The organism is Coprococcus aceti (assembly GCF_025567285.1).
Lineage (GTDB): Bacteria > Bacillota > Clostridia > Lachnospirales > Lachnospiraceae > Coprococcus > Coprococcus aceti.
This window is the reverse complement of the sequence record NZ_JAOQJT010000002.1, coordinates 262735-278989: the sequence shown is the minus strand read 5'-3', so window position 1 is coordinate 278989 and position 16255 is coordinate 262735. Positions and strand designations below refer to the sequence as shown.

6 protein-coding genes are annotated in these 16255 nt (G+C 42.6%); all 6 read left to right on the top strand.

What is annotated here, in order from left to right; translation table 11 throughout:
- Positions 1-77 precede the first annotated feature (77 nt).
- A complete protein-coding gene (locus tag OCV54_RS14630) occupies positions 78-10733 on the top strand; it encodes a Cna B-type domain-containing protein (RefSeq protein ID WP_055222693.1) in 10656 nt (3551 codons plus the stop codon).
- Positions 10734-10907: 174 nt separating this feature from the next.
- Positions 10908-12374, top strand: coding sequence for a stage IV sporulation protein A (gene spoIVA, locus OCV54_RS03670; RefSeq protein WP_015534976.1), 1467 nt, complete (start codon positions 10908-10910; stop codon positions 12372-12374).
- Between the two features lie 122 nt (positions 12375-12496).
- Positions 12497-13255, top strand: a complete 759-nt coding sequence (locus OCV54_RS03665) for a segregation and condensation protein A (protein ID WP_055222691.1) — start codon at positions 12497-12499, stop codon at positions 13253-13255.
- Between the two features lie 13 nt (positions 13256-13268).
- On the top strand, positions 13269-13943 hold the full coding sequence (scpB, locus tag OCV54_RS03660) for an SMC-Scp complex subunit ScpB (RefSeq protein ID WP_015534975.1): 675 nt from the start codon (positions 13269-13271) through the stop codon (positions 13941-13943).
- A 101-nt stretch (positions 13944-14044) separates the two neighbouring features.
- A complete protein-coding gene (locus tag OCV54_RS03655) occupies positions 14045-15232 on the top strand; it encodes a D-alanyl-D-alanine carboxypeptidase family protein (protein WP_055144391.1) in 1188 nt (395 codons plus the stop codon).
- Positions 15233-15298: 66 nt separating this feature from the next.
- Positions 15299-16210 carry an NAD(P)-dependent oxidoreductase gene (locus OCV54_RS03650; protein WP_022216426.1) on the top strand — a complete coding sequence of 304 codons (912 nt, stop codon included), beginning with the start codon at positions 15299-15301 and terminating at the stop codon, positions 16208-16210.
- Positions 16211-16255 lie beyond the last annotated feature (45 nt).

The following is a 16255-nucleotide window of genomic DNA, read 5'->3' as shown; positions in this document are numbered from 1 at the left end:
GTTTACAATTACCATGTGTTATGATAAATTTAAAGCAAGTGTGTAAGTCGAAAAATAATTAGAAAAGAGGTATTACAATGGCAAAAACTACGAAAAAGCTTATAGCACTGCTGCTGGCGGTAGTTATGATAACTACGTTGATTTCGCCTTCTAATTATAGTTGGTCCAATGCGGCCGAGACGAGAGGGGGAGACGCATACGCCACGGCTACTGATTCGATAGCAATGCTGTCGAGTGCAGCAGTAACCGGAAATCTTGAAGATTATATTACTGGAGCTACGATTGCTGATAAAGCAGGTAATATATATGGTAGCAGTTCCAGACCGTCCACAACGCCGCTTCCTGTAGATCCAAATGATCCTACAAAAGCCGGTGTAGATATCCAGATGTCTATGGATATAGTGTTTCCGGAAAATGTTGTTAATAGCATAGTGGAGTCTGGTGAAGATGCAACATTTACTTATACGATGCCGGATACCATAAAGTTTAATTCCGATATTCTGAATGAGAATATAACTGATGGAAGTGGTAACAGGATCGGTTCGTATTCAGTTGTGAACGGAGTCCTTACTGCGACGATCGATCATACAGCACTCGAGGGGGGAGCCCAGCTCAAGGCTTTCTTCAAGGCGTGGATCGATATGGATCTCACAAAGTACAATGAGAAAAACCAGGTCGAGAACAAATTCACAAGCACTGTGATTGTGACTGTGGATGTGGATTTCAAGCCTGATGTGGATGTGAAGAAGACCGCATCCGAGGGTAGAGTTACAGATCCTAAGGATGGATATGTATACTTTGACTATACCGTAGAAGTTTCATCCAATCATGGAAGTGCCAGTGAGGATCTGAACTTTAGTGATGTTATAGCCAACGACATAGCAGGTGTCATACCTGAAGTTACAGATATAAAGGTGATTAAGTCTGACAACACAGACTGCAGCTCATCACTCACATATAACAGTAGTACCTCTACTATAGAAGGAACTCTTCCTGCACTCGGTGCAAAGGAGTCATATAAGATAACCTATACAGTAAAGAGTAAAGTCGATGATCTTTCTCAGGACGTGATCAATCTGAACCAGAGCAATATTGCAGAGGCTAAGAATTCAAAGGTTGATGATAAGGATCAGACCAACAAGGGCTACAAATATGTGAAGGACGGTGCCACAGATCTCAAGGTTACAAAATCCTCAGATGGTGTGAGCATTGATCCTGACGATCACAAGATAGTTTACAAATACAAGGTTATAGTAAGTTCTGAGTATGGAAGCGATGGTGATATTACACTTGATGATATTCTTGCAAATGAACTTGACTCAAAACTTGGATCTGATGCCAAGAGAACAGTACAGAATGTTACATGCAAGCTCAAGGACAGCAACGGACAGTACACGGATGTCACAGCAAATGGATATGTGACTCCTGCAACAGGAACCATAGGAAATGGTGAAACAGTTATAAATGGAAAGCTTCCGAAGCTTGACGCTAATTCACAGTATGAGATCACATACGAGGTTATTGTCTCAGATATTGCCGATGACATCGGAAGCATAAATGTACACAATAAGAATTGTGTAGACGTGTCAGATGATTCACATGACGAGCATACTGATAACGACAGCAGTACATGGTACAATGCCGGCAAGTCTACAGCATCCATAAGTAAGACCGGTTCACTGTCAGGTGACAAGTCAACCATAACATGGACAGTAACCGTGAATGCGGATAAGAAGAAGAATCTGACAGGAATGTCAGTATCGGATATACTCACAAAGAATGGGACAGAGCTCACAGACGAAAAGACGTGCAGCGTATCCATAAATGACACAGATGTTTCAACCACTATCAATCTTCCTGCAAGCTTTGTGGAAGAGAATGGTAAACTTTATTTGACGGATGGAACTTCAAGGGTTGATGTGACAGAGAACAAATCCAAGATCGTGTTCACCTACACAACAGATTCATCCAAGCTTGATAAGCTGACTGATGTTTATAAGAATGTAGCGACAATAGAGAAGAACGGAGTTACGGACAGCGCCGAGGCGACTGTAGAGGTGGCCGGTGATTCAGTAAAGAAGGAATTCGTATCAGAGACGGAGAACGATGATACATATACCCTTGCATGGAAGTCTACAATATCTGGCGTTGACAAGCTCAATGCGAATGATACATATACTGACTCTGTAACATATGATAATGGAGCACTTCCAAAGCATTACTTTACGGCAGATCAGATAAACGGACTTACAATAGCTGGCCTCACAGAGGGAGTTGACTACAAGGTAAAGGTAACATACGCTGACTTCTCAAATGTATGGGCACCAACGCTTTCAACTATTGACAGCGTTGCAGATGTTCCGGCATCATCTGATAACTACATAATAGGATATACAATAGAATTCCTCAGAGATATAACAGGCACGGAGGAGACCCCGATAGATTATGTTATCACATATAATACGACAGTAAAGTCTGACAGCAAGTATACGGCAGTCAACAAGGGTACTCTTACTATTGATGGTTCATCCAAGACATCACAGGATTCACATCCTGTATCTGGAATAACGAAGGGGTCTGTTGTAGAGAAGTACAGCTACACTAATGGTACTGATGAGAAAGAAAGCATTGTAGTATATGACAAGGCTAACAATGTGTTCGTATATAAGGTAGTTCTCAACGGTGACTTTGCGTATGGAGATGGAGACAGACTTTCCTTTACAGATACACTTCCTGCAGGAACTGAGCTCGATACTACATACCTTAAGAGTGATATGCTTCCAGAGGGTGTAGGAGAGACTATTGGCCATGCTGGAATATATTTTGTTTCTTATTATGCAGATAATAAGACGAGACCTCAGACAGGTGCAAATAATTATATAGAGAACTTTAATGTGGCAAGCAACAGTATTAGTTTTGACATAAAGTCACTTGAGTTTTATACCAGAAATGTCAAGGTTGTTGTCTACTATGCAGTCAAGGTCACAAAGGATATATCATCCGTTGTTGGTGGCAGTGACGTGGAATTCACCAACAATTGTTCGGCAACAGTTGTCAGAACCGACGGTTCAACTAAGACCAAGGATGACAGCGCAAAGGTTACTGTGACTGGACCGAATATTACCAAAACTGCAGGAAACTATGATAATGACACCAACAGTATTGAATATACTGTGCATATCAATGAGAAGGGTGAGGCTCTTGGCAATACAGGATCCATAACTGTAGTTGACAAGTATGACTACAGCAATGCGGATGCAGTAAAGAGAGTATTTATCAAGGATGGTTCGTTTAAGCTTCTGTACGCAGATACAGGCGCTGAAGTTCCGGCGGACAAATACAGCTATACATATGCAGATGATACGACAGCTAAGATGTCTACACTGACACTCACCATGCCGGATGAGACAAAGTTTATTCTGAAGTATACATATACTCTTGTATATACAGGTAAGCTTACAGCGGATGTTAAGAACAGCGTTGGTATTCTTGGATCTACAAGTTCGGCAGATTCGTCATCAACGGACACGAACATCAATGATCAGGATTCATCAATGGGAACTGATACAGAGCAGTTTAATCTTTCGATAATAAAAACTGACTCTATAATGACAGGAATCAAGCTTGCTGGTGCGAAGTTTGCGCTTTACAGATATGGTGATCCAAACAACAGTGCAGACACTAACTGGAATCTCATGGTACCTGGAAGCGATGAGGAAAGAGTAACTAACGAACAGGGAAGACTTACATTATCAAGTTTGTATTATAATTACTATTACAAGCTTATAGAGGTGGAAGCACCAGAGGGTTATGAGAAGCTCACAGATCCTATATACATATATGAGAACAATATCTCATCCAGCCTGACAGGACCGAAACCTGCTGAGGTGACAACTGATTCTATCTCAGACATAGTCCTTGACAGCAAAGGTTCACAGGATTATACACTGCCAGTAGATAACACTCCTGAGAACAGAAAGATAACTGTTAAAAAGGTATGGAAGGATGCTGCAGGTGGAACACTGAAGGATATTCCGGTTGACAGTATAACAGTTAAGATCTATGCATCAACTAATCCATCAAGTTACGACAAGAACACAGATCCTGTTGTAAAGACAATTACCTTAAATAGTGCAAATAAGTGGACAAGCGATGAGATAGAGCTTAAAGTAGCTGATGCAAATGGCAACTACCTCTACTACTTTGCAGAAGAGGATTTCGATAATGCTGATTACCAGGTCACAATAAGTAATAATGGAACAGCAACCGGAACGATCACCATCACGAACACCAACACAAAGGTGACAAATGAGACGATCGATATTCCTGTAACCAAGAAGTGGGATGACAGCGACAACATTCTGTCAGCAAGACCAAAGAACATCAAAGTTACACTTGCCACAGAGGATGCGGCGGGCAATATAACAAAGATCGTTGACAAGACACTTACACTCAATGATTCAAATAACTGGAGTGGAACATTTACAGATCTTGATAAGAAGGATGCCGATGGCAATCTTATCAACTACACTGTAGATGAGGATGACGTAGAAGGATATACAAGCGATGTTCAGCTCACAAAGGATGAGAACGATGTAGTTACCGCTGCAACGATCACAAACAAGCTGAATGTTGGAAGCCTTGTTATCACGAAGTTCTTCAGCGGAGACCTCGATGATACAAAGCTTACAGATGCACAGAAGAAGCAGATCACATTTACAATATCAGGCCCTGAGGGATACAAGGGACCTACAATCGTAACATATGATCAGTTTTACTTAGGAAGCTACGTTATCAATAATGCTCCATATGGAAAATACACTGTAACAGAGACAGGTGCAGCGTTTGATGGATATACACATAAAGTTACATATACTGTAGGTTCATCAACAGGCAATACGGCTGCGGATGTTGTTATTTCATCATCGTCATCATCACTTGTGACTGTGGCGAATGAATACAAGGCATTTATCACGGTAAGTGGAACCAAGGTTTGGGATGACAATAATAATCAGGATGGCAAGAGAGCTGAGGATATTAAAGTCCGTCTTATGAATGGAACGACTGAGGTCGCAAGTAAGACGGTTACCCCTGATGCGTCAGGTAACTGGTATTTCAGCTTTGCTGATCTTCCAAAGTACGATGATAACGGCAATGAGATAGCTTATACCGTTAAAGAGGATGCGGTTGCGGGTTATGATACCAAGATAACCGGCGACGTGAAGACTGGATTTGTCATCACCAACAGTCATACACCTGAGACAATTGATATCAGCGGAACAAAGACATGGAATGATGCAGATAACCAGGACGGAAAGAGAGCTCCTGAGATTACAGTAAGACTTCTTGCAAATGGCAATGAGGTTGCTTCAAAGAAGGTTTCAAAGAATGATAACTGGAAGTACAGTTTCACAGATCTTCCTAAGTATGACAACGGATCAGAGATCGTGTATACAATAACAGAGGATGCTGTTAAAGATTATACAACTTTGATAGATGGATATAACATCACCAACAGCTACACACCTGGTAAGACAAGCATTTCAGTGACAAAGGTTTGGGATGATAACAATAATCAGGATGGCAAGAGAGAAACCAGTGTTAAGGTCAAGCTCCTTGCTGATGGATCAGATGTTGCAGATTCAGAAGTAACACTGAATGCCGATAACAACTGGACAAACACATGGAACGATATTCCACTTAAGTCCGGCGGTAAGGATATAACATATACTGTTGAAGAGACAAGCAATGTGCCAGGATATAAGGCTGAAGTTACAGGAGATGTCAAGACAGGTTTCACTGTTACCAATAGTCATACACCTGAGACGATAGATATCGATGGAATAAAGACCTGGAATGATGCAAATGATCAGGATGGTAAGAGACCTAAGAGCATCACAGTAAATCTCCTTGCAAATGGTCAGACTTACAAGACAAAGACTGTTACAGAGGCAGAAGGTTGGAAGTACAGCTTTACAGGTCTTCCAAAGTACAGCAATGGTCAGGAGATAAAGTATACCATCACAGAGGACAGTGTGGAGGGATATACAGCAGCTCCAAATGGTTATGATATTACAAACACACATGTTCCAGAGACTACAGATGTCAATGTCACGAAGATCTGGGATGACGCTGGAAATCAGGACGGCAAGAGGGCAAAAGAAATCACTGTCAAATTATTTGCTGATGGCACAGAGGTTGCCGGTTCAGAGGTAACTCTTAAAGAGGACAACAACTGGACGTATACATGGAAAGATCTTGCAGTTTATAAGAACGGTACAGTTATAGGTTATACAGTAGATGAGACAGCCACAGTAACCGGATATACGAAGAAGGTCACGGGTGATGCCAAGACAGGATTTGTAATAACCAACAGCTACACACCAGAGACCATCAATATAGCTGGTACAAAGACATGGGATGATGCAAACAATCAGGATAGAAAGAGACCTGAGAGCATAACTGTAAATCTTCTTGCGGATGGTCAGTTATACAAGACAAAGACTGTTACAGCTGAGGAAGACTGGAAGTATAGTTTCAAAGATCTTCCAAAGTATAGCAGTGGCAACAAGATAGTTTATACCATTACAGAGGATGCGGTCGGTGATTATGCTACTGTAATAGACGGATATAACATTACAAACACATATACACCGGCAAAGACAAGTGTATCAGTCACAAAGAGCTGGGATGATGCAAACAATCAGGACAGAAAGAGACCTACGAGTGTAAAGGTTCAGCTGCTTGCGAACGGAATAGCAGTAGATGGCTCAGAGACTATATTAAAAGCAGATAACAACTGGACACATACATGGACAGATCTTGACGTGAACAAGGATGGAGCTGCGATAGCTTACACTGTAGAAGAAACAGATATTACTGAAGGATATACTCCAGTGATAACCGGAGATATGACAACAGGATACACAGTTACGAACAGCTACACACCAGAGACGACATCAGTAAAGGGCGTTAAGATCTGGGACGACGGTGAGAATCAGGATGGTATCAGACCTCCAAGTATCACAGTCAACCTGATTGCAAACGGAACAAAGATCAAGAGTCTTGAAGTCACAGCAGCAAATGACTGGAAGTTTAGTTTTACAGACCTTCCTAAATATGCAGATGGATCAGAGATAACATACGAAGTAACTGAGGATGCTGTTTCCGAATACACTACAGCTGTGACAGGAGACGCAGAAAACGGATATACATTTACCAATAGTCACACGCCTGAAACGATCAATATAGAAGGAACAAAGACCTGGAACGATGCAAACGATCAGGATGGCAAGAGACCAGGAAAGATTACGGTAAATCTTCTTGCAGATGGAGACATATATGCTACGAAGGAAGTAACTGAGGCAGATGGTTGGAAGTACAATTTCACGGATCTTCCAAAGTACAAAAATGGCAATAAAATCACGTACACCATCACAGAGGATACTGTTGAGGACTATCAGACACTTGTCAACGGATATGATATCACGAACAGTTATACGCCAGGAAAGACAAGTGTATCAGTTACAAAGACCTGGGATGATGCTGATAACCAGGATGGCAAGAGAGCTAGAAATATAAAAGTAAGACTTCTTGCCGACGGAAACGTAGTTGCAGATTCTGAGGTGGATCTCAGTGATGCCAACAACTGGAGTCATACATGGAGTGATCTTGATATCAACAAGAATGGATCACCTATTGAATATACTGTTGAAGAGATTACATCGGTTGAAGGATATGCAACAGTTATCACAGGATCTGCGAAGACCGGTTATATCATCAAGAACAGTTACACACCAGAGACAACTTCAATAAGTGGTAAGAAGATATGGAATGATGCAAATGATCAGGATGGTAAGAGACCAGGAAAGATCACAGTAAATCTTCTTGCAAACGGAGTGAAGGTGGCTGATAAGGAAGTTACAGCTGCGAACGGCTGGAAGTACAGCTTTACAGATCTTCCAAAGTACGCAGGTGGCAACGAGATCACATACGGTATCACAGAAAATGCTGTTGAGGATTATCAGACACTTGTAAATGGATATGATATCACGAACAGTTACACACCAGGAAAGACAAGTGTATCAGTTACAAAGGCTTGGGATGATGCCGACAATCAGGACGGCAAGAGAGAGAGTTCAGTAAAGGTTGAACTCCTTGCTGATGGAACTCCTGTCGCTGGATCAGAAACAACTCTCAGTGCTGACAACAACTGGACATATACATGGGCAGGACTTGATGTCAAGAAGAGCGGTGTGAATATCGTCTACAGTGTAAGAGAGATAACCGCAATTGATGGATATACAACCACAGTCACAGGCGATGCTGAGACAGGATTCACAATAAAGAACAGCTATACACCAGAGACGACATCAGTGAGCGGCAGCAAGACATGGGATGATGCGGACGATCAGGATGGCAAGAGACCTGGAAATATCAAGGTAAACCTTCTTGCAGATGGCAGCGTATATGCTACAAAGACGGTAACCGAGGCAGAAAATTGGGAGTATAGTTTTACAAATCTTCCAAAGTATAGAGATGGTGGAATTCAGATCAAGTATTCTGTATCTGAGGTTGATGTACCAGAATATACAGGTGAGGTTACAGGTTATAATATCACGAACAGTTACACACCGGGAAAGACAAGTGTATCAGTTACAAAGAAGTGGAGTGATAATGATAACCAGGACGGCAAGAGAACACCTAGCGTAATGGTTCGTCTTCTGGCTGATGGACATGTTGTAGCTGGCTCTGGGGTAACGCTCAGCAAGGCAAATAACTGGACACATACATGGAATGCTCTTGACGAGAAGAAAAATGGACAGACCATCGACTACACAGTTGAGGAGACTACAACTATAGATGGTTACACAACAGTCATAACAGGAAATGCAGCTGATGGATATGTGGTTGACAATCAGCACACACCTGAGACGATCAATGTATCAGGCACTAAGACGTGGGTTGATGACGATGATCACGATGGTCAGAGACCAGATTCAATAACAGTTAAGCTTCTTGCAGATGGTACTGTTATAAAGAGCCTCGTGGTTACAGCAGATACTGATTGGAATTACAGCTTTACAGATTTACCAAAGTACAAAGATAATGGAACCCTGATCAAGTATTCTGTATCAGAGAATGCTGTTTCGGGATACAAGGCATCTGTTACTGGATATGACATAACAAACACATACAAGCCAAATGTTATAAAACTTACCAAGACCATAAATGGAGATATTACAGCAGATGATGCAGCGGCAAATGTAACGTTCAATGTTACAAACAATGCAGGCTACAGTAAGATCATAAAGCTTACAGACTCTGAGGTGGCAAAGCTTGGAAATGGCAAGTATGAGATAACTCTTGTAAATATGCCGGATGGTACATATACAGTTGAGGAAACATCATATGCATATGATGGAGCAGCGGTAACAGTCAGCTATACTGTGGATGGAATAGACGGTGAAGGAACAGAGGCATCCGGAATAACACTTATTGGTGGAAATACAGCCGATGTAGAGTTCGTTGATACCTACAAGCTTGGCACTGTCAAGTTCACTAAGGCTGGACTTTATAAGGAGTCATGTGCTGAAGACCCTGATGATGTAAAAATGCTTGATGGTGTAGAGTTTGCGCTCTATGAGGGTACAGATACAGAGTGTGAGAATCCTGTAATGACAGCAACAAGTGTAAATGGTGTTGTGACATTCAAGGATCTTAAGATTGGTACGTATCTTGTAAAAGAGAGTAAGACTATCGGAGATTATATTATCGATAACACAGTCTACACAGCAGAGGTAACAGAGGCAAACATTGACACTTATGCAGTGTTAAATGGTGTTCAGGATAACACACTGATAAATGATCTTCCTAGAACAGATCTCAAGATAGAGAAGGTTGCAGAGGAGAACAATGGCATAAAGCTTCCAAATTCAGTATACGGACTCTACAAGGAGAACGAGAATGGTGAGGAAGAGTTTGTCGCTAAGGCTACAACAGACAGCAACGGAGTTCTCAAGTTTGACGGTATTTTGATCGGCACAGAGTATACGATCAGAGAGATACAGGCGCCGGATGGATACTATGTATCTGAACAGCCAATATCAATCAAGTTCAAGAAAGATGAGAACGGAAAGATTACAGTTGAATCATTTGACGGTGGTTTTAATACTGACACAGGTAAAGTCACAGCCAGAGTTGATGAGAATGGAAACATTACATGGCTTGAACCTTCAGTAAAATACAGCTTTGAGAAAGTAGATGAGGAGGGTGTTCCTGTAAAGGGCGCAACACTTCGACTCGAGGATGCTGATGGAAAACTCATTGATGAGTGGGTAACAGATGGCAGTGCGCATGAAGTCAACAATGTACTTGTAATTGGCAAGATCTATGCACTCATAGAGGTTAAGGCTCCTTCGGGCTATGACAAGGCTGATGATATACTGTTCACAGTTTCTGATGATAAGGTTGCAGCTGGCGAGGATATTGTTGTTACTATCACAATGGTTGATAAGAAGACAACAACGACCGAGACTACGGAAACCACAGAGACAACCGAGACAACACAGACAACTGAGACTACTGAAATAACAACAGAGGACAAGAACAAGCCGGATACTGGTGACAGAGCTCCTGTTGTACCAATAGCAGTTGTGCTCTTAATAAGTCTTGCCGGATGCGGTGTTATTGTGGCATCTAAAAAGAGAAAAGATAATCAGAGCAGCAAGTAATACAAAGCTGTGACATGTCCCCCGGGAATATCACCTTATATGGTGGTATTCTGGGGGATTTTTTTGTTCATAAAACAGCAGTTACATTCATATGCTATATATAGAAAATGACCGTAGATCTGTTGTGTTTACAGTAATATAATTATGTAAATAAATAGCATGTCAGGAGGATGTATGGAGGAGTATCAGGTATATCAGGATATCAAGGCGAGAACAAACGGAGAAATATACATCGGCGTAGTTGGACCGGTGAGAACAGGAAAATCCACATTTATAAAAAGATTTATGAACCAGATGGTTATTCCTAACATTTCAGGGGAAAATGACAGGCAGCTTGCACAGGATGAACTGCCGCAGTCGGCATCAGGAAAGACCATAATGACGACTGAGCCAAAATTTATACCAAAGGAAGCTGTATCAATCAATGTTGCTGACAATCTGGATATGAAGGTAAAGATGATCGATTGCGTGGGATATGTCGTCAAGGATGCCGAGGGTCAGTTTGAGGATGGCAAGGAGAGAATGGTGAGAACGCCGTGGTTTGACTATGACATTCCGTTTTCCAAGGCGGCGGAGATAGGCACAAACAAGGTTATAAATAACCATTCAACTGTTGGGATTGTTGTGACCACGGATGGCAGCTTTGGTGAGCTTCCGAGGGAGAGCTATCTTGAAGCTGAGCAGAAGACTGTTGATGAGCTGAAGGCCATTGGGAAGCCATTTGTCATTCTTCTCAACACCGACAAACCATCCAGCAGTCAGACGGCCGCGCTCTCGGCAGAAATGAGCGATACATATGGTGCAAGTGTTATTCCGGTAAACGTGGAGCAGCTCAGAGAATCGGATATTACATATATTTTTACAGAACTTCTTATGAGCTTCCCTGTCACATCTATATATTTTGAGATACCGAAATGGCTTGAGGTTGTCGATGATGACAATGAGATCAAGAGCAGCGTTATATGTGATGCAGTCCAGATAATGGCGGCTGCAGACAGCCTGAGGGATATCGATCATATGGACTACCCTGAGAATGAATATGTCAAGAGATATAAGTGTTCCAGCATAAATATGGCGGATGGATGTGTGAATATAAACGTCGATATCTACGATAATTATTATTACGCAATGCTGTCAGATATGATGGGCGCAGATATAACAAACGAGTACGATTTTATCACTGAGCTCAAATCCATGGCAGATAATCGTAAGTATTGTGTGAGTGTCATGGGAGCGCTTGAGCAGGTGAACAATGGAGGTTATGGCCTCGTTATGCCGGATAAGTCGAATGTCCAGCTCGGAAGTCCTGAGGTTATAAAGACCGGAGGAAAATTTGGAGTGAAGATATCGGCGAGCGCGCCATCGGTACATATGATCAAGGCGAATATCACCACCGAGATCATGCCTCTTGTGGGAAGCAAGGAGCAGGCGGATGATCTTGTCACATACATATCTGACAACAGCGATGATGGAGATATGTGGGGAGTTAATATATTTGGCAAGACCATAGAACAACTCGTTGACGATGGACTTAACAACAAGGTCAGCAAGATAGGTGCGGAGAGTCAGCAGAAGCTTCAGAATACCATGGAGAAGATCGTAAATGACGGAAATGGCGGAATGGTGTGCATAATAATATAAGATTGCATATTTATGGCAGGCTATGTTAAAATGTCTAAGGTGTTCTGGTGGATGCCTTAGACATTTGATTGTCCGGGCATGGAACATTATGGTGGTTATCAATTCAGGATGGAGACGTACATATGTCTGCGATAGATGTAAAGCTTAATGTATTTGAGGGTCCACTGGATCTTCTTTTGCATTTGATAGAGAAAAACAAAGTCAATATATACGATATTCCGATCGTCACTATCACAGAGCAGTATCTGGAATATGTGAACAACATGGAGGAAGAAGATCTTGACGTCATGAGCGAATTTCTGGTCATGGCGGCGACTCTGATCAAGATCAAGTCCAAGATGCTCCTGCCGAAGGATGAGGAGGATCCTGAGGATGAAGAGGATCCTAGAGAAGAGCTCGTCAGACGACTGCTTGAGTACAAGATGTACAAGTATGCTGCCGGTGAACTGAAGGATCTGGAGATTGAGGGAAACAAGGTATTTTTCAAGAAGGCGACCATACCGGCTGAGGTGAAGAATGTCAAGCAGGAGGTCGATCCTTATGAGTTGATCTCCAAGGCTGATGTGGATCTCCAGAAGCTCAATGAGATATTCAAATCGGTTATGCGTAAGCAGGTCGACAAGGTAGATCCGATACGAAGCAAATTCAAAGAGATCGAGAGGGAGGAGATTTCCCTTGAGGAGAAGATGGCGGAGGTAAGAGAAGAAGTCAGAGGACTGGAGGGCATAAACTTCAGGACACTGCTTGAGATGCAGGCATCAAAGATGAATATCATAGTCACATTCCTTGCCATACTTGAGCTTATGAAGATAGGCGCAATAGCGATCAGACAGGAAGATATATTCGGAGAGATAATCATTGATTCTCTGGATACTATATAGAGATGAGGTAACGATGAATAACGAAGATTTACAGAATGAGGAAATAGATGAAGTAAATACCCCTTCAGAAGAGAATGAGGAGGCCAGGACGGACAAGGAGTACAGTGACGATTATCTCACATCCGCCATCGAGGCTATACTTTTCTCAGTGGGTGAGTCTGTATCGATCGACAGACTTGCCTCAGCTCTTGAGATGGACAAGAGGAAGCTTACAAAGCAGCTTGAGGGTATCATATATAATTACAACAACAGCGACAGGGGTATCAGGATCATAGATCTTGACGGTTCGCTTCAGCTCTGTACGCGCAACGAATACTATGGAATTCTCGCCAAGGTTGTCAATACACCGAAGAAGCTTTCCCTCACGGATGTTGTTCTTGAGACTTTGTCTATAATTGCATACAAACAGCCGATAACAAGGCCCGAGATCGAGGCTATAAGAGGAGTTTCATGTGTACATGCCATAAACAAGCTTATAGAGTACAATCTCGTGCAGGAGGTTGGAAGACTTGATGCTCCTGGACGACCTATCATGTTTGGAACAACAGAGGAATTCCTCAGATGCTTTGGAGTGTCATCGACAAATGATCTTCCGATGATAAGCCCTGATAAGATAGAGGACTTCAAGAAAGAAGCGCTGGAGGAAGCAGATTTCACGCTCAGTGTAGATACGACATCCGAAGAATAACAGACATGTTCCTGTAATATAATATCATGACCAATATTATGAGGATATGACGGTATATGCATATGTTTTCTACAGGAAAAAGATCACGCATAAGGCGGTTTATGTTGCTTGTTGCAGCCTGGACTGCAGCAAGTCTGGTAATACAGTTTCTCGTTGGTAACAATATATTTATAAAAGCGTATGCTGAGGAAGACAATACAGCGGATGTACAGCTATTTGCCAGAAATGCGATTCTGCTGGATGGGGAGACTGGAGATATACTATATGACAAATGTAGTGATGAGCACAGGCCCAACGCCAGCACGACCAAGATACTTACATGTATACTTGCAATCGAGTGCGGGAATCTGGCGGATGATGTGACAGCTTCATCCTATGCATCCAAGATGCCTGAGGTCAGACTTGGGGTTCGTGACGGCGAGAAGTACACACTTGAAGACATGTTGTACGCCATGATGCTCGAGAGCTACAACGACGCCGCTGTAGTCATAGCAGAACATATCGGTGGCAGTGTACAGCACTTTGCGGAGATGATGAACGCAAAGGCTGAGGAGATAGGCTGCCATTCTACATATTTTATCACGCCAAATGGTCTGGATGCCCAGGACGAAAATGGCGTCCATGGCACCTCTGCGGAGGATCTTGTCAGGATCATGAGGTATTGTATTCTTATTTCACCCCAAAAGGATGAATTTCTGAAGATTACCCGAACAAAATCATACACATTCACTGATAATACCGGAAATAGAACATTTGCATGCATTAATCACAATGCATTTCTCGATATGATGCCATGCGCATTGTCAGGAAAGACCGGCTTTACCTGCGATGCTGGATATTGCTATATAGGAGCTGCGGAGGTTGAGGGACATACATATATATGGGCTCTCCTTGGCTGCGGATGGCCGAATAATAAGACTTATAAATGGAAAGATTCCAGGGCGCTTGTGGCATTTGCGCAGGAACACACCATATACACGGAGCTTAAGGCGCCTGCTTCGCCTGACATCAGGATAACATATTCATCGGGCTCGTCGGCAGATGGAAGCACAGCGACAAAATGCAGGCTGAACAGGACTGTGACAGCATCTGAAGGTAGTATACAGTATGTATACAAAGTCGCGGATACATTAAAGGCACCTGTGCATAAAGGCGCTGTGGCCGGTTCGCTTGAAGTGTACCTGGACGATGAACTTATAGATGTTGAGAATGTTATTGTGTCCGAGGAGATAGCAGATGTGACATTTAAGGATGAGATAATAAAAGTTTTATATCGTGCTGCAATGTAACATTTGCCTGGCACAGGCATATCCTAAATTATCAATAATATAAGGGCGGTGCACTGAGGTATGGATATGGATTGTGTATACTACGTGGTAGGCGGTGACAGGAGAAGCTGCTATATGTCTCTCAGTCTGGCGGAGAAAGGCAGTAATGTGTTTCATTTCGATCCATATGATGCCGATCTGCTGAGACATTCGCCGGTCACCATTATTTCGGGGGCTTCAGGAGTGGGCTTTCGCAGACTGATAGAGGGCGAATGTGCGTCTCCATCTGTAGAAATGCTGAAAGCTATCATTCTTCCTGTGCCTGTTACGAGGGATGGTGAATTTGTCAACGGCAGAACCCTTCTCACTGTGAACAGCATTCTGGAATGCAGCAAGGAATTTGACATTGTGTTTGGAGGCGGGATAGGCAAATATATGTCTGATACAAACGAAAATAGTCCTTATGTATTTGATTTTCTTGCAGATGATGTTGTGGCCGAGAGAAATGCAGTTGCAACCGCGGAGGGGGCAGTCTGCGATGCGGAGGAGCTGTCTGATATTAATATAGACGGAAGCGTATGTCTGGTGACGGGATTTGGCAAATGTGCCAGGGTTCTTGCCGAAAGGCTTGCATCCTGGGGAGCAGATGTAATAGTTATGGCAAGACGTCCAAAGCAGAGGAGTGATGCGGCGCTCATAGGCTACAAGGTTATGTCATTTGAGGATATTCCGATATATAAGCATATACTGTCAGAAGTGGATTTTTGCTTCAATACAGTACCTGCGAGAGTTGTATGTGAAGATATCCTGTCTCTGCTCAGCAGACATGCGGTTGTAATAGATATAGCATCTATGCCGGGAGGGGTGGATTTTGATTATTGCAAGGAACATGATATTCCTTATAAACACAGCCTGGGAATCCCGGGTAAGCTGTCTCCAAAGACCTCGGGGATGATTCTTGCCGATGCAGTGATAGAGGCAGTGTCGGCTCACCGCTGAAATGGATTTGTATGAACTGACGCTTAATAAATAGGAGTGTATATA

Excerpts from the sequence above, each read along its gene's own strand:
- OCV54_RS14630 (WP_055222693.1), top strand. The coding sequence starts at position 78 with ATGGCAAAAACTACGAAAAAGCTTATAGCACTGCTGCTGGCGGTAGTT.
- spoIVA (WP_015534976.1), top strand. The coding sequence starts at position 10,908 with ATGGAGGAGTATCAGGTATATCAGGATATCAAGGCGAGAACAAACGGA.
- OCV54_RS03665 (WP_055222691.1), top strand. The coding sequence starts at position 12,497 with ATGTCTGCGATAGATGTAAAGCTTAATGTATTTGAGGGTCCACTGGAT.
- scpB (WP_015534975.1), top strand. The coding sequence starts at position 13,269 with ATGAATAACGAAGATTTACAGAATGAGGAAATAGATGAAGTAAATACC.
- OCV54_RS03655 (WP_055144391.1), top strand. The coding sequence starts at position 14,045 with ATGTTGCTTGTTGCAGCCTGGACTGCAGCAAGTCTGGTAATACAGTTT.
- OCV54_RS03650 (WP_022216426.1), top strand. The coding sequence starts at position 15,299 with ATGGATTGTGTATACTACGTGGTAGGCGGTGACAGGAGAAGCTGCTAT.